Consider the following 18,214-nt stretch of genomic DNA (forward strand, 5'->3'; position numbering starts at 1 on the left):
ATCACAGAATAGGTGTTGGCGCCGGGTAGCGCTTCCCGCGTCTCGCCTATAAAATGCGATAAATTCTCATTAGCTTTTGGTCCTGCCCGTGTCCGCATCCCACACCAGCAAGCTGGGTTTGTTTTTCAGCGATCACCACCGCTGGTTGCTGCGGCATGTGCAACGGCAACTGAGCAACCGCCCAGACGCCGAGGACACGGCTGCCGAAACCTTCTGCCAGCTGCTTGCCGCACGGGTCGACCCAGCGGCCATCGAGCAGCCGCGCGCCTACCTCTCGACCATTGCCAGGCGACTGATTTCCGACCGCCATCGCCGCCGACGCCTGGAGCAGGCCTACTTGGAGCGGCTGATGCTGCTGCCTGAAACGCTGGCGCCCTCGCCGGAAGAAACCCACCTGCTGCTGGAAGCCCTGCACGCCATCGACCGCAGCCTGGCAGGGCTGCCGCTGGTGGTGAAGAAGGCGTTTCTCATGAGCCAGCTCGATGGCCTGGCCTATGCGGAAATTGGTCGGCGCCTGGGCGTATCCGAACGTACGGTTGGCCGCTACATGACCCAGGCCTTGCGCCAGTGTTACCTGAGCGGGGCGCAAGCATGAACCGGCGCCTACTGAACCCTGCCGCCGAACAGGCAGTCGCGTGGATGGTGCGCCTGCGCTCCGGGCGAGACGATGCCCGGCAACAGGCGCTTTTTCAGCAGTGGCTGGGTGATGACCCGGCCAACGTCCATGCCTGGGAGCAATTGCAACGTGGCTTGGGCGAGCACTTCGAGGTTGTGCGCCGAGCTCCTGGCGCTTTGCGCGATACCTTGCTGCAGCCGGAAGTCGGTCGGCGCGATGTGTTGCGGGCAATGGCCGGGCTTTCTGTGCTGGGTGGCAGTTTGTGGTTCGCCGCCAGCAGCGATACCGGCCAGGCATTGACGGCCGATTTGCGTACAGGCACCGGCGAACGTCGCAGCCTGACGTTGGCTGATGGCAGCCGGCTGACATTGAATGCCGACAGTGCGGTCGACCTCGCCTTTTCCGGCAGCCATCGGCTGGTGCGCTTGCGCAGGGGAGGGCTGGTGGTGCAGGTGGCTGCAGACCCGAGCCGTCCGTTCATCGTGCGTAGCGCGCAAGGTGATGTGCGCGCACTGGGTACGCGTTTTCTGGTCGAGCAACTGGCCGACGCCACCCGCGTGGTGGTGCTGGAGCACGCCGTGCGCGCTTCGTTGCCCAATGGCACCGAGCTGGACTTGGCAGAGGGTCAGGCAGCGTTGTTGCATGCGCAGCGCATCGAGCCACTGGCGGCGGGGCAGGCCTACCGCGCCGACTGGGTGCAAGGTCACCTCAGTGTGCTGGACGAGCCCCTGGCGTTGGTTATCGATGCCTTGCGCCCGTATCGCCCGGGGTTCGTCCGTGTCAGCCCGCAGGTGCGCAACCTGCGGGTACAGGGGGTGTTCCCGCTGGATGACAGCGAGCGCACCTTGGCTGCCCTTGAAGAGACGATGCCGATCAGCGTGAAACGCTACGGTGCCTGGCTGACCTTGATCGAAGCGCGCTGAGCGGGCTGCTTTCGAATGAAAATTTTTATCATTCGTGTCCGGTTTTTCTTGCTCGTCCCACCTCTCTCCTGACAACAGCAAAAATTCAGGAGTATCCACGTGTTCAAACCTTGGCCCCTCGCCCTTGCCATCGCGCTGGCAACCGCACCAACGGCCGTCGTCCAGGCGCAAGGATCTGCGCAGCAACAGCTGCAGCGTTTCGACCTGCCGGCCGCCAGCCTGGCGCAAACCCTCAACACCATCGCCCGCCAAGGTGGGCAGGTGATGTCGCTGGACCCGGCTCTGGTCGTCGGCAAGCAGGCCCCCGCGATCCAGGGTGAGATGAGTGCCTTGCAAGCCGTGCAGCAGGCGCTGGTGGGCAGCGGCCTGCAACTGATCGTCACTGGCAGCGGCACCTTCAGTGTGGTGCCGACGGTGGACGCCAAGGGCGCGCTGGAACTGGGTGCTACCAACATCAACAGCGTGGGGCTGGGCGAAACCACCGAGGGTTCTGGCTCGTACACCACCGGCGCCGTGACGATCGGCAAGACCCCTCAGTCGCTGCGCCGCACACCGCAGTCGGTGACCGTGGTTACGCGCAAACTGATGGACGACAAGAACCTGGTCTCACTGGACCAGGTGATGGCCCAGACCACAGGCATTACCCGCGCCAACCGTGGCTACGGCAACCATCACTTCAGCTCCCGGGGTTTCGACATCACCGACGACAGTTACATTGTCGACGGCGTGGCCGGGCAGGCCTACGCCTACACCGGCTGGATGATCCCCGACATGGCGGTGTTCGACCGTGTCGAGGTACTGCGAGGCGCCTCGGGCCTGTTGGTAGGGGCGGGCAACCCAGGCGGTGCGGTCAACCTGGTGCGTAAGCGCCCGACGTCGGAGCCACGTTTCTCCGTGACCACCCGTGCCGGCTCCTGGGACAATTACCGGCTGGACCTGGACGCCAGTGGCAGGCTGAACCCGCAAGGTTCACTGCGCGGCCGCGTGGTGGCGTCCTACGAGGACCGTGGTTACTTCACCGATGTCAGCAAGTCCAAGCGGCCGTTGCTGTACGGCATAGTCGAAGGCGACCTGAGCGACGCCACTACCGTTGCTTTGGGTTTGCGCCGGCAGACTTCGCGCATTGACGGCTACAGCGTGCTGGGCTTGCCGAACAACCCGGATGGCAGCAACCCGCACCTCAAGCGTTCCACCTTCCTGGGCCAGGACTGGGCCACGCTGCAGACCCGCACCGACGAAGTGTTCGCCGACCTCAATCACCGTTTCACCGACAACTGGAGCGGCAAGCTGGCGCTGTCGCACTCCGAAAGCAGTTACAACCGCAGCGCCATCGAATGGAGCGCAGAGGACACGCTGGAGTACGGCAGCCCCACTGGGCCGATGATCAACGACACCAGCTTTCACAAGTTCGATGTCACCGCCAACGCGGTGGACGGCCACCTGGACGGCGAGTTCGAAGCGTTTGGCCTGAGCCATCAGCTGTCGCTGGGGGCCAACTGGTCCCGGCGCAAGATGAATGACAAGGACGCCACGGTAAAGCTCGACAGCCCCATCCCGCTCAATGTGTTCGACCCGGACCACAGCATTGTCCCAGAACCTTCGCGACAGGGATGGGACTACAAGGAAGACACCTTCGATACCCGTTACGGCACCTACCTCAATGCCCGCCTGCACATGACCGAGGACCTCAGCCTGGTACTGGGCGGGCGCCTGAGTTGGTACAAGACCGAGGCCTGGAGTGGCGGGCTGAAAAGCACCAATGAACAGAAGCACGAGTTCACGCCTTTCGTTGGTGCCATCTACGACCTGAACAACAACTGGTCTCTGTACGCCAGCTATGCCGATATCTTCATGCCCCAGGCCAGTTACCGCAGTGCGGGTGGCAAGATGCTTGACCCCGCTATCGGTTCCAACTACGAAACCGGCATCAAGGGCGAGTTGTTCGACAAGCGTCTGAACCTGTCCTTTGCGCTGTTCTATATCGAACAGGAGGACGTCGCCGCTCGCGACTATGCCAATGATGGCAACTGTCCCACAGACGTTGCAGGCCGTTGTTACGTGAACAGCGATGGCATCAGCCGCAGCAAGGGCTTCGAGGCAGAGGCCAGCGGTGAGTTGCTGCCGGGCTTGCAGGTGGCGGCGGGTTATACCTTCAACACCACGCAGTCGGAGACTGGCGGGCCGATCTCGGCACAAACGCCCAAGCATCTGCTGCGGGTGAACACCAACTACACCCTGCCAGGTGAGTGGAACCGCCTCAGTGTCGGCGGTGGTGTGTCGGCCCAGTCCCATTACTACGACGCTTACAATGGCGTGAGCAACAGCGGCCGGGCGGTGTTCGATGCACGGGCGGCGTACAAGCTCGACCAGCACTGGACGGTGGGCGTGGACGTGGAGAACCTGCTGGACCGCAAGTATTTCGACTCGACCGGTTACTGGACCCGCGGCACTACTTACGGCGCGCCGCGTAGCTACATGCTGACCTTGCGTGGGGATTTCTGACGTTCTAAGGGTGATTGCCCTGCGATCACCCAGCCCATCCGGGGGCGCAGACATGCATCGACCTTCGTCCCTGTAAACTTCTATCGATTGATGCCGATACACCTTGTGTATCCCGGTGCCCGTCCCGCCAGGCATTGTCAAAGAACAAGGAGTTTCATCATGTACGCCTCGCTCATCGATCCCGTCACACAGGCTTTGAGGCAGGCGCTCGATATCGCCGTACACTTTGACCGAAGTACTCAGGAGCGAGAAAAGCTTCGTGCGGTGCTGCGCAAGTTGTTGGTGATCCGTGAAATGCACTCCAGCTTTTTTGTGTGCATTGGCGGAACTCAGGGCGCGGGCAAGACGCATCTTTTGCGCGAGTTGTACGATCTGGAGGACTGGCTGCCAGACAACCCTGGGCGTGGCGAATGTCGGCCGCTCTTCGTGCTTGAGCGCGACTGTAAAACACCCTATGCCTGCGGTGTGGACGAGCTGGGTCAGGAAACAGAGATAGACCAGCAAACCCTGTTCAATGAACTGCGCAGCTTCGCGGCAGGCGAGCGTTTCATGTTGCTGCGCCTGTATGTGCCTAAGCGTCACTTCGGCGAGCGCGCGGGTTTCTTGCTGTTACCTGGCTACGAAAAACTCAACCGGACCAACAGCCTGTGGCAGCAGGAAATGCGCGATACGCTCAAGCATGCCACGGGCAGTATCTTGGTGACCAACGCCAATGCTCTGGCTACCCAGTCCACTCAAGATGTATTGGTGGAAATGCTGGAACAGGCGTTACCCGGCCGGCACCCGATCATTGCCATTGGGCGCACGGAGAACCAGTCCCAGGAAACACGTGAAGAATTGCGTGTCTCTGCGGCGTTGAACTGTCAGGTGCCGGCCGACCAGGCAGATCGTGTTGTCTGCGTTGGCCGTGGTGAGGAATACAAGGCGCTCTGGATACCACAACTTCTCCAAGCGTTAGGCCAATACGCCGAGCCGGGGCTGGACGTCTATCAGCAACGGCTGACAGATCTGCAGGCCGTTCTAGAGCTGGAGCTGGAAGTCGCGGTGGGTTTCCTGGATGGCCTGATCGACAATGCAGCAGCTTCTGCCAGTGCCAGCGAGGGGCTGGTCAAGAAGGTTCTGGATCAGTTCCGACGTTCCTCGGATGCCTACCGAGTGAAGTATAAAAAACGCCTTCTTCAACATGTCGACCAGTACACGCGGTGTGCGATAGGCAGTGCTACACATGCGTTTGGCGAGGAGGAGGAGGGGTGGTCCAATGTGGGTAGAAATATCGTCGATTTCCTCTCGCTCAAGACCAGCGAACCCGAGCAGCGCTACATCAGCCGTATTCACAAGCATTGGGAGCAGCAAGGCGAGCAAACCCCGGTGCATGCGATTTACCTGGCGCTGACGCATGTGGCTGACGATCACTTCAAACTGGGGCTGGAGGCTGCCCTGGATGAAAATCCTGCCCTGCTGCTGGAACACCGTCAGCAGCAACAGCCCGCTCGGTACCTGGGTTACGAGAAGGCTGACGGCACTGTGGTGGTTCCTGAGTGCAATCTCCCGGCTGCGCCTGACTTGCAAAAAAGTGTCTGCTTGTTGTTGAACCAGACTATCAGCGAGAACCACCTCGACCCCGCCACGGTTCGTACTCGGCAGTTCGATACTGCATTGAAGCTTCTGCCGGCACTGACCATGGAGTATCTACGCATGAGCCAAGGTATGGCGTTGTTCCAGCGGCAGGTGGTCGATACTGCCCAGCTGGTCAAGTATGACCCCGATGCCCTCGCCAAGGACATTCGTGCTTCGTTGCCAGGCTTTACCCAGGGAGCCAAGCAGGTAGGGCGTGCGTTGCTCGCAATAACCGCAGTGGACTTGGCCATCGATGGCAGCCTGGATGTCCTTCCGGTACTGGCTGGCGGTACTGCCACGGGGTTGGGAGCGACACTGTCCATGGCGGCAACCGGGCTCATGGGGCTGGGCTTCATTGGTTACAAGGCTGCCAGTTCGGTCCACCAATACAATGTCGCCAAACGCAACTTCATCGTGGCCAGCCTGGAGCGCTTCAGGGATCACCTGGTGGAAAGCAGCCTTGAGCACTACGACGAGCTCATGAACAAGATCGAGGAGCGGATCGAGCATAATCTCAGTGTGGCCTACGGCATTGATGCCAATCAGTTTTCCGAGCGTGATGCACTGGCAAGGGTGATGCGCGCCTTGAATGCATCGCGACGCCATCTGACTGCCGAGATTGATCGTGCCCAAGCCTCGTTCGTGGTCTGAGCGTTATCGTCAGCGCCATGACTGGGCGCTGCAAGCCTACGACCGTTTTGTCCATGAGCTGGCCCCGGAGGTCAGTGGCCAGCTCCGGCGTTCCGAGCAAGTGACCGTGGTGGTGTATGGCGCCACTCAAGTGGGCAAGACGACCTTGATCCTTGACCTGCTCGGCCTCGTCTCGGACACCCGCGAGGAAATTGCCGAGGTGCTGCGGGGTGGCCAGACGCTGGGCAAATCAGCGACGATCATGCCGTTGCGCTACGGGCGCTCAAGCGACGATCACTGGTACATCGGCCAGAGTGGTCCGCTGGACAGGCAGGCGGCTACCCGGGCACTTGCTGATACCCGCCGAGCGGTGGAGCAAGGGCAGCGCACTGGCATCGATCTAACCGACATTCTCATCCCTGCTCGGTTTTTCCCGCTGGCGAGCGAGAATGCTCTGGACGTCGATGTCAAACTCATCGACCTGCCCGGACTGGACGCGCGCAATGCCCACGAGCGTGAGCTGGTTGCAACACTCGCTCGAACCTTTGTCACGGTGGCCGATTTGGTGCTGCTCGTAACCCAGGCCAGCAGCCTTGGGTTCTTGCGGCCAGAAAACTTGCAGATAGAAGAGCTGGCTAATTGGGTGCATCAGCCGGTGCGCTTTCGGGTGGTCATTACCTCGAGCTTTTCTCTGAGCAGCGTGCGCAAGCGCATGTTGGCCGCCCCGATGGATGTAACAGCACTGCGCTCGGCAATGAGCGAAGAAATACAGACACTCGAATTGACCATCCCCGAGCATTTTCAAAGCAACCTCTTTGTGATGGAGCTTGGGGATTCGGCGCGTGAGATGGCTGAGGCAGACCCCGCGTACTTCGCCCTGGTATGCCCTGTTGTCGATACCTTTCGGCGACAGCTGATCGAGGATATCAAACGCTCCAGCGGGCCATTGTCCCGCGTGTTCGCTGCCTTTCAGCTCGACCAGGTGGTGACCGGGCAGATTGCGGCGTTCGAGGACAGTTATCGAGAGCAAAGACGTGAGCGGCTCGCAAGCCTGGAGGCATTCGAGTCACGGCAAAAAGCGCTTTATCCGTTGCAGTCAGATGATGATGTAGCCAGAGTGCTGCAGGTGCGCAGGGACGAGTTGCTGGCAGAGCGGCAATTGACGGAGCAGTGGACGCATATGCTCGAAGGACTGCTGCGTATCGACATCGGGCCAATTCTCGAAGGGCTTTTCCCCACACATGTCATTGCGCGGGGAGAGCAAACGGTACCTGCGGTACAGGAACTGCTTCGTTGTGCGAAAAAATGCCTCAAGCACCAGCTCGAAAGCTGGATAGAGGTCTTTCAAACACTGCTTTTTAGTAGTTTTGGTGAAGAACTACAGGGCCACTGCAAGGTGCTCATGCGCGCAGTGCGTCCTGTGGTTTTTGACGAAAGCGATTTTCATCCGTTGGACTATCACCTCGACCAATACACGCTGGAAAGCTATTTCTGGTCGTCCAGCTACGAAACAGACATGGGTATGCTCGAACATGTCGTTGCTGTGAGCAGAGGCCGTTGTATTAAGTTGGCGCACATGTGCTTCATCGAGGCAGTGAAAAATCAAGCTTCTGAACAACAACGCGCCTTGCCAGAAGTCGATCGGCAGTTGCGCGCGGTGCAGGAAGCCCTTGATAAGCACGCCAGGCACCTGCGTGGACTGCGGGCCTTGAGCGACCAATTGAGCGTGAACATCGCCCGCATGGAAGGCTCGAAAAAGATGGCCCAGCATTTTGAGCAGCGTGTTGATCAGAGCCTGTCGCGGGCGTTACAGGCATGCACAGACGAACTTGATAAGGGGCAGTGCGCCACGGACAAGTTTCTTGGGCTCATGCAAGCCCATCTGCTTATCAGTGAAGCCGAAAAATTCTATTCCGGGAAGGATGCTCAATGATCGACCAGGACGTTAAGGGCGAACGCGCTGCTGCCAAGCAGGAGTTGACTCAGTTACTGGTCGATATTCTGGTACCGCCGCTGAAAACTGAAGTGAGCGCATTGCTCGAAGAAAACATTTACCCCTTGGAGCGCAGTATCCTCGAGCGCCAGGACCGACTGGAAGCTCAAACAGGCAAAGTCACACGTTTCATCAACAAGCATTACCCAGAGAGCAGTCTCCCGCTTGAAGAGCAACTGCAAACGCTGGAGTTTGCCCAGCAGGATGCAAACGAGCTTGCGCAGTCGCGCAATGTACAATTGCTGGAGATCCTCGGGCAGCACAGTCAGCAATCCCAGGATATTCAAACCGGTGTTGTGGGGTTGTCAGCGCAGATCGGTGGAGTTGGGGAACACCAGGTTGCCTTGCAGGCGCAAGCGCAACGGTTGGGCGATGCCAGTTTGCAGAGCGTTGCCCAGCTAACTCAGAATCTGGCGTCCTTCGCGCAATGGCACCAGCAAGCACATACTCAAGCGGTAGACGCAGTCCAAGCCATGGGGGCCGCTGCAGACAGTAAGCTGGATCAGTACCAACAGCAGCAGCAATCGCAATGGCAGGCGGTCAGCCATCAAACCATCAGTATTCAAACTGAGCTTGAGGCGCTGGCCCAAGGGCTGGAAACCGCAGAGGGGCGCCGGGTAAATGCCGAAGACCAGCTTCAGCGCTGGGCTCAAACGAATCAGGAGGATGTCAGTCAACTTGCCCAGCAGCTGGCTTCGCTGATCTCGGCGCAGCAGCAGGGCCAAGCTGAGCTACATGAAACGATGTGCATGCTGGGTGAGGCTGCGGCCGGCAAGTTCGAGGGTCAACAGCAGCGGTTGGCGTCGTTGTTCATGGCGCAACAACAGGCCCAGATCGAGCTGCATGCAACGATACGGACACTAAGCGAGGTTACGGCCGGCAGGCTTGATGCTCATCAACAGCAAATGCAGAAGCACTGGCTTACAGTGCATGGCAGCGCACAGCAGCGTTTGGGTCGTAGCCTTGGCAGTTTGTTGGAACAGCTGCGTGAGTTGGACAAGGAAAGCGTGAGTCGATTGGAAAAACTCACCCTGCTAACGGCAGATCACTTGCGCTCGGCCGTGCACAAGGAGGTTTCAGCACTGGGGCAGCAATTGCAGGACCTATGGCAGACTCAGGCAAACAACCTGCATGAGCGGCTAGGCGAGCAACATCAGGCACTTTCGGCCGCCCATGCGCACCACCAGACATATCAAGCGCAGGCATTGGCGCTCAAGGCTCAGGTGGTCAATGGCCAAAAGCACCTTAAATGGGTGGCGTATGGTTGTGCGGCGCTTGCAGCGGCCAATCTTGGTGGTTTGTTGTATCTCGTATTGGGACCGTAGCGAGTTGGTTTCTAAGATACGAAGCTGTTTCTTGGCCGGGGTTACAGATGAAAATGGTGGCCCTTGAATACAAAACCCCCGTATCGCCTGGCGATCACGGGGGTTCTGAAGTCTTTCAAGTAGCGTGGAATTCCACGGTGCCCATCAGACGTTAAAGCGGAAGTGCATCACGTCACCGTCTTTGACGATGTAGTCCTTGCCTTCCAAACGCCATTTACCGGCTTCCTTGGCACCGCTTTCACCCTTGAACTGGATGAAGTCATCATAGGCCACCACTTCAGCGCGGATGAAGCCTTTTTCGAAGTCGGTGTGGATCACGCCTGCGGCTTGTGGTGCGGTGGCACCTACGCGTACGGTCCAGGCACGTACTTCCTGCACGCCGGCAGTGAAGTAGGTCTGCAGGTTCAGCAGCTCGTAACCGGCGCGGATCACGCGGTTCAGGCCAGGCTCTTCCAGGCCCAGGGCCTCGAGGAACATGTCCTTCTCTTCACCGTCTTCCAGCTCGGCGATTTCTGCCTCGATCTTGTTGCACACCGGCACCACTACCGCGCCTTCTTCCTCGGCGATGGCCTTGACCACGTCCAGGTGCGGGTTGTTGTCGAAGCCGTCTTCGGCCACGTTGGCGATGTACATCACCGGCTTGCTGGTCAGCAGGTGGAAGCCACGAATGACAGCTCTTTCGTCGTCAGCCATGTGCTTCATCAGGCTGCGTGCAGGCTTGCCTTCGGTGAAGTGCGGGATCAGCTTTTCCAGTATTGCCTTCTGCGCCAAGGCTTCCTTGTCGCCGCCTTTGGCGTTGCGGGCTACTTTCTGCAGCTGCTTTTCGCAGCTGTCGAGGTCGGCGAAGATCAGTTCGAGGTCGATGATCTCGATGTCACGCTTGGGGTCGACGCTGTTGGAAACGTGGATCACGTTCTCGTCTTCGAAGCAGCGCACCACGTGGGCAATGGCGTCGGTCTCGCGTATGTTGGCGAGGAACTTGTTGCCCAGGCCTTCGCCTTTCGACGCACCGGCAACCAGGCCGGCGATGTCGACGAATTCCATGGTGGTCGGCAGGATGCGGTTTGGCTTGACGATTTCAGCCAGCGCAGCCAAACGAGCGTCGGGCATTGGCACGATGCCGCTGTTTGGCTCGATGGTGCAGAAAGGGAAGTTCTCCGCCGCGATGCCAGACTTGGTCAGGGCGTTGAACAGGGTGGACTTGCCGACGTTGGGCAGGCCGACGATGCCGCAATTGAAACCCATGGGTATTCCCCTCTCTAAAGGAAATCAGGCCTTCTGGCTGTGCAGCTCGCGCATCGCCTTGGCGAAATCGCCGGCAAGCACATCCGGCAGCACGCCGAGGGCAAAATCGATGCTGGCGTCGAGCTTCTCCTGCTCGGCGCGCGGCGCGCGGCCCAGGACGAAGTTGGATACCAGTTTGGCGTCACCTGGGTGGCCGATGCCAAGCCGCAGGCGGTGGAAGTCGTTCTGGTTACCGAGCTGCGCGATGATGTCGCGCAGGCCGTTGTGCCCACCATGGCCGCCGCCGCGCTTGAGCTTGGCAACGCCTGGGGGCAGGTCGAGTTCGTCGTGTGCCACCAGGATCGCTTCCGGCTTGATGCGGAAGAAATTGGCCAAGGCCGCCACGGACTGGCCGCTGCGGTTCATGTAGGTGGTGGGGATCAACAAACGAACGTCGTTGCCCTGATGGCTGAATTTAGCCGTCAGGCCGAAATATTTTTTGTCAGCGGTCAGCGAAACACGCTGGGCGCTGGCAATGCGTTCAACGAAAAGAGCCCCTGCGTTATGCCGGGTCTGTTCGTATTCGGGGCCGGGGTTACCCAGGCCAACGATCAACTGGATGGCGGTCACGTCAGGGGCTCTTCCTTGGAGTTGGTGGGTTACAGTGCGCGCGGCACTGTAACCCGATCAACGCCGGCGTGCGAGTGGATTACTCGGCAGCGCCTTCTGCTTCTGGAGCAACGCGTGGAGCGTGAACGTTGGCAACAGCTTTGTCATCACCGTGGGCCAGAGCGACGAACTCTACGCCTTTCGGAGCTTTCAGGTCCGACAGGTGGATGATGGTGCCGACTTCGGCGTTGGCCAGGTCAACTTCGATGAACTCAGGCAGGTCTTTGGCTTCGCAGGAAACTTCGATCTCGGAAACAACGTGCGAGATCTCGCCGCCTTTCTTGACCGGGGCTTCTTCACCGATGAAGTGAACCGGAACCTTGGCAGTCAGCTTCTGGCCAGCAACGACGCGAACGAAGTCGGCGTGCATGATGAAGCCTTTGGCTGGGTGGCGCTGCATGGCCTTGACCACGACGTTCTGCTTGGCGCCGTCGACGTTCAGTTCGATAACGTGGCTGTAGGCAGCTTCGTTTTCGAACAGTTTGGCGATTTCCTTGGCCACGATGGTCAGGGATTGGGCTTCTTTATCGCCACCGTAAACAACGGCAGGGATGCTGGCGGCGTGACGCAGGCGGCGGCTCGCACCTTTCCCCAGGTCAGTACGCGCTTGGGCGTTCAGGATGAAGTCAGTCATTTTGTTTCTCCAAAATAGCCTCCCGTATGGCGTTTGCGACCAGCGCCAGACGGGGATGGCAAAAAAGCCCCGCCCCAACACAGGTTGGGGCGGGGCGCTTCACATCAACACGTGTCCCGCTTAGCGGAACATCGCGCTGATCGATTCTTCGTTGCTGATGCGGCGTACCGCTTCAGCGACAACCGGTGCGATATCCAGCTGGCGGATACGGTCACAGGCTTGAGCAGCGGCGGACAGCGGTACGGTGTTGGTCACCACCAGCTCGTCCAGTACCGACTTCTCGATGTTCTCGATCGCGCGGCCCGACAGGACAGGGTGCGTGCAGTAGGCGTAAACCTTGGCAGCGCCGTGCTCTTTCAGGGCTTTGGCCGCGTGGCACAGGGTGCCGGCGGTGTCGACCATGTCGTCTACCAGGATGCAAGTGCGCCCTTCGACGTCGCCGATGATGTGCATAACCTCGGAGTGGTTAGCCTTTTCGCGGCGTTTGTCGATGATACCCAGGTCGACGCCCAGGGACTTGGCGACAGCGCGTGCGCGCACGACACCACCGATGTCCGGGGAGACGATCATCAGGTTCTCGAAACGCTGGTCTTCGATGTCGTCGACCAGTACGGGCGAGCCGTAGATGTTGTCGACGGGGATATCGAAGAAGCCTTGGATCTGGTCAGCGTGCAGGTCGACGGTGAGTACACGGTCGATACCTACGACAGTGAGCATGTCAGCGACGACTTTGGCGCTGATGGCTACACGTGCCGAACGCGGACGGCGGTCCTGGCGGGCATATCCGAAGTAAGGAATCACGGCGGTGATTCGGGAGGCTGAGGAGCGGCGGAAGGCGTCGGCCATCACTACCAGTTCCATCAGATTATCGTTGGTCGGGGCACAGGTCGGCTGAATAATGAAAACGTCTTTACCGCGAACATTTTCATTGATCTCAGTGCTGATCTCGCCGTCGGAGAATTTACCGACAGAGACGTCACCGAGAGGGATATGCAGCTGACGTACGACACGCCGAGCCAGATCGGGGTTAGCGTTCCCCGTAAAGACCATCATCTTGGACACGCGCAGTACCTGAAGGCTGAGGGTATACCTGGATGAGTATAAGGAAAATGGCAGGGGCGGCTGGATTCGAACCAACGCATGGCAGGATCAAAACCTGCTGCCTTACCGCTTGGCGACGCCCCTGTATCTGTTGCTGCGAACGCTTATGCGCTCGACTTCTTGACCAGACTTTGCAGCTTGCGATGCAACATCGAAATATTGCTTCCTTTCGCCACAAACCCTGTTTGGGTCGCTGAAAGAAGGGCCAGAACTTTATCAGCTTCGGCTTTGCTTGGGAAGGCCCCAAACACACAACTTCCAGTGCCGGTTAGCCGAGCCTCAGTGAATTTACCCAGTGAATTCAACGCATTGCGAACTTCTGGGTAATTCTGCTCTACCACCGGTTGGCAGTCATTTCGACTGTTTCCCTCGGGAACGGGGCGCATCTTAAGGGGGAGTGAATCACGTGTCAACTGTGGATGTGAAAAAATTTCTACTGTGCTGACAGACACTTGCGGCACCAGTACGACATACCAGGGCTCGATCGGGTCGACCGGTGTCAGTTGCTCGCCCACACCTTGGGCGAACGCCGCATGGCCGCGTACGAACACCGGCACGTCGGCGCCCAGGCTCAGGCCCAGTGCGGCCAGGCGGTCTTCGTCCCAATCCAGTTGCCACAGGTGGGCGAGGGCCAGCAGGGTGGTGGCGGCATCCGAGCTGCCGCCGCCGATGCCGCCGCCCATGGGCAGCACCTTGGTCAGCCAGATATCGGCACCGAGTGCGGTGCCTGATTGTTCTTGCAGCTTGCGCGCGGCGCGCACGATCAGGTTGCTGTCGTGGGGGACGGCCTCGATCTCGGTGTGCAGGCGGATCACGCCGTCTTCACGCAGGGCGAAGCTCAGTTCGTCGCCGTGGTCGAGGAACTGGAACACCGTTTCCAGCTCGTGGTAACCGTCGGCGCGGCGGCCGATGATGTGCAACCACAGGTTGAGCTTGGCCGGGGCGGGCAGGGTGAGCGTGTGCATAGGGTCAGTGCCCAAGCTGGCGCGGTTGCCAGTCCTTGACCACCAGGGTCACGTCCAGGTCCTTGCCGTGCAGTTTCAGGCGCTCCGGCAACCAGTAACCGTTTTGTTCGGTGTAGCTCAGGTACTGTACCTGCCAGCCATCCTGATCGAGGCTGGCCAGGCGGCTGTCACCATCCAGGGTCAGCTTGCTCTTGCTGTCGGGGGCAGGCAGGCCGCGCACCCACCAGACCAGGTGCGAGACTGGCAGCTGCCAGCCCAGTTGTTCTTCAAGCAGGGCTTCGGGGCTTGTGGCCTCGTAGCGGCCCTGGTTGGCCACTTCGAGCACCACGCCACCTGGGCGCCCGGTCAGGCGTGCGGCGCCACGGCCCAGCGGGCCGGCCAGGCGAATGTCGTAGTAGTCCTGGCGTTGCAACCAGAACAGGGTGCCGCTGCCGGAGTCGCGCGGGGCGCGGATGCCGACCTTGCCGTTGATCTGCCAGCCATCGAGGCTGCTCAGCTGTTCTTTATGGGCGCGCCACTGCTGCGGGTCGCCGTGACCCTGCAGGGCTTCTCGGCTACCGAAGCCGGCACAGCCGGCCAGCAGGGCGATAAGGGTGAAGGTGATGCAATGGCGCAGGAACATGGCGTTAAAGAGTCTCGGATCCGGTCAGGCGCAAAATGGTCTTGCGCAGGATGGGGCTGTCGGCCTGGGCTTCGAAGCCCTTCGCCCAGACCTGGCGGGCTTCACGGCGCTTGCCATTGGCCCACAGCACTTCGCCCAGGTGAGCGGCCACTTCGTGGTCGGGGAAGCTCGCAAAGGCCTGGCGCAGGTAGGTTTCCGCTGCGTCGAGGTTGCCCAGGCGGTAGCTGACCCAGCCCAGGCTATCGAGCACTGCCGGGTCGTCCGGGGTCAGCTGGTGGGCTTTGTCGATCAGTGCCTTGGCTTCGGTATAGCGAGAGGTGCGGTCGGCCAGGGTGTAGCCCAGGGCGTTCAGGGCCATGGCGTTTTCTGGCTCGCGGGCGATGATGGCGCGCAGGTCTTTCTCCATTTGCGCCAGGTCGTCGCGCTTTTCGGCCAGCATGGCGCGGGTGTACAGCAGGTTGAGGTCGTCCGGGTAGCGCTGGATGGCTTGCTGCAGCACCTGGCTGGCCTGGGCGTCCTTGTTGTTGTTGCTGTAGCTTTCCGATTCGATCAGGTACAGCTGGATGGCGTAGTCTGGCTGGGCTTCGCGGGCTTCGGCAAGCAGGCGCGAGGCCTCGCTGCTGCGGCCGTTGGCGATCAGGATGTCGGCCTGGCGCAGTTGTGCCGGCAAGTAGTCGGGGCCAGGGCCGACCAGGGCGTACTCACGCAGGGCGCCAGCAGGGTCGTGGCGCTCCTCGCGGATGCGGCCCAGGTTCAGGTGTGCGGCGTCGACGTTGCTCTCACGCTCGATCAATTCCTGCAGGTAGCCTTCGGCTTCATCCCAGTCTTTGTTCTCCAGGCACACCAAGGCCAACGAGTAGCGCAGTTCGTCATCATCGGGGTATTGCTGGACCAGGCTGAGGAACTCGCCCTTGGCATCGGCGATGCGGTCCTGTTCGACCAGGGTGCGGGCGTAGGTCAGGCGCAGGCGTTTGTCGTCCGGGTTGTCGCGGATTGCGCCGCGCAGCAGTGGCAGAGCCTCCGGACCACGGTCCAGGGCCTGCAACAGGCGAGCGCGCAGGAGGATCGGGGCAATTTCGCCGTTTTGAGCCGGGTGCGATTCGAGCAGCTCCAGGGCTTCTTCGGCCTTGCCGTCCTGGTTCAGCAACAAGGCCTTGCCGAATACCAGTTGGCCGTTATCAGGGTATTTCACTAGCAGGCGCTCGAAGCTTTGCAGCAGGCCGTCGCGGGTGCTCTGGTCGGTTTCGGCCGCAGACAGGGCGAGGAAGTCGAAGTGGGTGTCGCCCTGGCCCTGCAGAACCTTTTCCATGTAGGCCATGGAGTCGTCATAGCGGCCAGCGCGGGCCAGTTGGATGGCGGCGGCACGTTGGGCGTCGAGGTTCTGCGGGTCGTTACGGGCCCAGACTAATGCATTGTCCAGCGACGGCTCGTCAGCACCGAGGTATTCGGCAATGCGGTAGGCGCGCTCGGAAACCCCAGGGTCCTGGGTTTTTGCCGCCTGGTCGGTGTAGTTGGCCAGGGCGATGTCGAAGCGGTTGCGCTGGCCGGCCAGCTCGGCTACCAACAGGCTATAGAGTGTGTCCTGCTTGAACGAGCCATACACCACGGGCTTTTCCGCCTCGCCCTTGCCGGCTTCGGCGACGGGAGGCTCGGCTTTTTGCGGGGCCAGGCTCTGGCAGCCCTGGAGCAGGGCGAAGGCAAGCAGCAATGCGTATGGTTTGTTCATAGAAAGGCTTATAGGAGGACTCACCGGCGGTCGGAGCATGATGACACAAGCGCGGGGGCAAACCCACCTGCGAAGGTCGTGGTTTACAGCCTGGGTGGTGCAGGTGTGGGACAACAGGCTAAGGCATGGGTTCGTTGCAGTGCGGCTCGGGCTCAGAATGCCTGTTCCGCGAGAGGGTATGGGGATGTTCGCCTCTTTTGCACTTTGAACTAGCCTCGTTCGAGGTATCTTGTGACGCATTCGAAGATGATTAATGATGACACTGAGAGCATGAGGTGGTACCAGAAAAAGAGGATCAGGCGCTTGGTTCTCTGGGGGAAATTTTTTATGTCAGAGATATCTGCCAGATTACGGCGCAGGTAAAAATTCGGGGTCGACAGCATTCCTGCTATCATGCAAAGTCTCATCGTTTTGCCGAAAACGCCTGCCGTAGAGTACGCTGAGCGGTTTCCTTGTACGAATTTGCAATTTGTCAAAAGCGTCTCGAAGCTTTCAACGTGCCGATATGCGATATAGGTCAGTGCGGAAACACTGAAAAGCAGCGAGATCAGAACAAGAAAAGAGATGATTATCCATAAAGTGCTTGTCATTCACCTGAGACCTCGTACAAAAGTTCTCCGAGCCTTGCTCCCTGTGTTTTGCCGACATCACCTACTAGCATGCCTCCAGTCGCCCCCCCAATGACTGCACACGCGAGTGTGCCGAGGCCTCTTGTAGGAACACCAATCGCTATACAAAGTTGCTCAATAGCATAGCTACCCAGATACGCGCCACCCGCGGCTCCTCCTAGACTTCCGGCTAATGAAGCGCCTTCAATATATGCTGCTTTCCTGCAAGCGTCTTGCCGCCCTAATGTGCATGCCTTCTGAATATCTAATCCAATAGACGCAACCTCTAGCGATATGCCTAAATAGGTACCTTTTTTTATCAGGTTGGCAGCCTTGCCCACTCCGGCAACCTTATCCGCATACCCTGCAATTTCTCCTGTATGCAAATAGCTTTTCGTGGAGATGCCAAGGGTTCTTTTAATCGACCCTTGGTTTCGCAGGCTCGCACCGAACGCGGCCATTTTGCTCAACTGCTCATCCAGCCTCCCAAATAGCGCCGCTCGCTTGGCATAGAACTGATCGCGCGCTTTGAACGTCCCAGAACTCATGTGCTCCTGATACAGTTTCTCAATTTCCAGCAACGTGTCTTGAGTGGCCTTCAGGTATCTGCTCCACCCATCGCTGACCACGCCTGCACCCATGGATGCATGGGCGAGCAGGCTCTTCAGCAACTCGAAGTTCTCAAGAAAGAACTCGTCGGCACCTTGCCCGCTGCGCATTAGCCCCATGTGCGTAGCGGCAGCCTTTGCCATCAGATACGCCTCCTGGCTAGTACATGAAGGCGTGGACCAGTCACCGACAATGACCAGTTCGCCGCTTCTGACCACACTGTTGTAAATGTGTGAGTTCAGTACATCGAACTTGCTGGCCGAATGCCCGCTCAGGGCAAGGCCGGCCTTGAGTGTGTGGTAGTTCTGCATTTTGGGGTTGATGAACGCGCGAGCTTCGGTCATGGCAATTTCCTCACGCGTATTTCTTGTTGCCGATCCGGTCCCAACCGCCGGCAATATTGCCGCCGCCCGAACCGTCGATACGCTTCTGTAAGGTGTAGGTGGTCTT

Annotated in this window: 14 protein-coding genes, 1 tRNA gene and 1 pseudogene; 6 read left to right on the forward strand and 10 right to left on the reverse strand. The window is 59.6% G+C overall.

Going from position 1 to position 18,214, the window contains the following annotated elements:
- The first annotated feature begins 88 nt into the window (after positions 1 to 88).
- The 6 genes from APH35_RS11170 to APH35_RS11195 all read left to right on the forward strand — a co-directional run bounded on the left by APH35_RS11170 (position 89) and on the right by APH35_RS11195 (position 9,606).
- On the forward strand, positions 89 to 595 hold the full coding sequence (locus APH35_RS11170) for a sigma-70 family RNA polymerase sigma factor (protein WP_060514813.1): 507 nt from the start codon (positions 89 to 91) through the stop codon (positions 593 to 595).
- Complete coding sequence (locus APH35_RS11175) at positions 592 to 1,539, forward strand: FecR domain-containing protein (protein ID WP_060514807.1); 948 nt, start codon at positions 592 to 594, stop codon at positions 1,537 to 1,539. Before APH35_RS11170 ends, APH35_RS11175 begins: the two co-directional genes overlap by 4 nt.
- 99 nt (positions 1,540 to 1,638) lie before the next feature.
- Positions 1,639 to 4,041, forward strand: a complete 2,403-nt coding sequence (locus APH35_RS11180) for a TonB-dependent siderophore receptor (protein ID WP_060514808.1) — start codon at positions 1,639 to 1,641, stop codon at positions 4,039 to 4,041.
- Positions 4,042 to 4,200: 159 nt separating this feature from the next.
- Positions 4,201 to 6,309: a hypothetical protein gene (locus APH35_RS11185; RefSeq protein WP_012270472.1), complete on the forward strand. Its 2,109-nt coding sequence runs from the start codon at positions 4,201 to 4,203 to the stop codon at positions 6,307 to 6,309.
- The gene (locus tag APH35_RS11190) at positions 6,284 to 8,221 is read left to right on the forward strand and encodes a dynamin family protein (protein WP_177335367.1); all 1,938 of its coding nucleotides are present in this window, start codon (positions 6,284 to 6,286) and stop codon (positions 8,219 to 8,221) included. Before APH35_RS11185 ends, APH35_RS11190 begins: the two co-directional genes overlap by 26 nt.
- Positions 8,218 to 9,606, forward strand: a complete 1,389-nt coding sequence (locus APH35_RS11195; protein WP_012270474.1) for a hypothetical protein — start codon at positions 8,218 to 8,220, stop codon at positions 9,604 to 9,606. Before APH35_RS11190 ends, APH35_RS11195 begins: the two co-directional genes overlap by 4 nt.
- A 144-nt stretch (positions 9,607 to 9,750) precedes the next feature.
- Here the strand turns inward: APH35_RS11195 and ychF are convergent, their stop codons facing one another.
- The 10 genes and pseudogenes from ychF to APH35_RS29340 form a co-directional block, all read right to left on the reverse strand.
- Positions 9,751 to 10,851, reverse strand: a complete 1,101-nt coding sequence (gene ychF, locus APH35_RS11200; protein ID WP_060514810.1) for a redox-regulated ATPase YchF — start codon at positions 10,849 to 10,851, stop codon at positions 9,751 to 9,753.
- A 24-nt stretch (positions 10,852 to 10,875) separates the two neighbouring features.
- A complete protein-coding gene (gene pth / locus APH35_RS11205) occupies positions 10,876 to 11,460 on the reverse strand; it encodes an aminoacyl-tRNA hydrolase (protein WP_012270476.1) in 585 nt (194 codons plus the stop codon).
- 79 nt (positions 11,461 to 11,539) lie between these two features.
- Positions 11,540 to 12,133 (reverse strand): 50S ribosomal protein L25/general stress protein Ctc, encoded by a 594-nt coding sequence (locus APH35_RS11210; protein ID WP_012270477.1) that lies wholly within the window; start codon positions 12,131 to 12,133, stop codon positions 11,540 to 11,542.
- Positions 12,134 to 12,253: 120 nt separating this feature from the next.
- The gene (locus APH35_RS11215) at positions 12,254 to 13,195 is read right to left on the reverse strand and encodes a ribose-phosphate pyrophosphokinase (RefSeq protein WP_003247410.1); all 942 of its coding nucleotides are present in this window, start codon (positions 13,193 to 13,195) and stop codon (positions 12,254 to 12,256) included.
- Positions 13,196 to 13,243: 48 nt separating this feature from the next.
- Positions 13,244 to 13,318: transfer RNA gene (locus tag APH35_RS11220), tRNA-Gln, on the reverse strand.
- Between the two features lie 20 nt (positions 13,319 to 13,338).
- Positions 13,339 to 14,199 (reverse strand): 4-(cytidine 5'-diphospho)-2-C-methyl-D-erythritol kinase, encoded by an 861-nt coding sequence (ispE, locus tag APH35_RS11225; RefSeq protein ID WP_012270478.1) that lies wholly within the window; start codon positions 14,197 to 14,199, stop codon positions 13,339 to 13,341.
- Between the two features lie 4 nt (positions 14,200 to 14,203).
- On the reverse strand, positions 14,204 to 14,821 hold the full coding sequence (gene lolB / locus APH35_RS11230) for a lipoprotein insertase outer membrane protein LolB (RefSeq protein WP_012270479.1): 618 nt from the start codon (positions 14,819 to 14,821) through the stop codon (positions 14,204 to 14,206).
- Positions 14,822 to 14,825: 4 nt separating this feature from the next.
- The gene (locus APH35_RS11235; RefSeq protein WP_060514811.1) at positions 14,826 to 16,547 is read right to left on the reverse strand and encodes a tetratricopeptide repeat protein; all 1,722 of its coding nucleotides are present in this window, start codon (positions 16,545 to 16,547) and stop codon (positions 14,826 to 14,828) included.
- Positions 16,548 to 17,133: 586 nt separating this feature from the next.
- Complete coding sequence (locus tag APH35_RS11245) at positions 17,134 to 18,108, reverse strand: hypothetical protein (protein ID WP_060514812.1); 975 nt, start codon at positions 18,106 to 18,108, stop codon at positions 17,134 to 17,136.
- A 10-nt stretch (positions 18,109 to 18,118) separates the two neighbouring features.
- Positions 18,119 to 18,214: pseudogene (locus tag APH35_RS29340) on the reverse strand (Hcp1 family type VI secretion system effector); the annotation flags it as partial.

Origin of the sequence: Pseudomonas sp. NBRC 111132, from assembly GCF_001320565.1 — a bacterium.
GTDB classification, from domain to species: domain Bacteria; phylum Pseudomonadota; class Gammaproteobacteria; order Pseudomonadales; family Pseudomonadaceae; genus Aquipseudomonas; species Aquipseudomonas putida_P.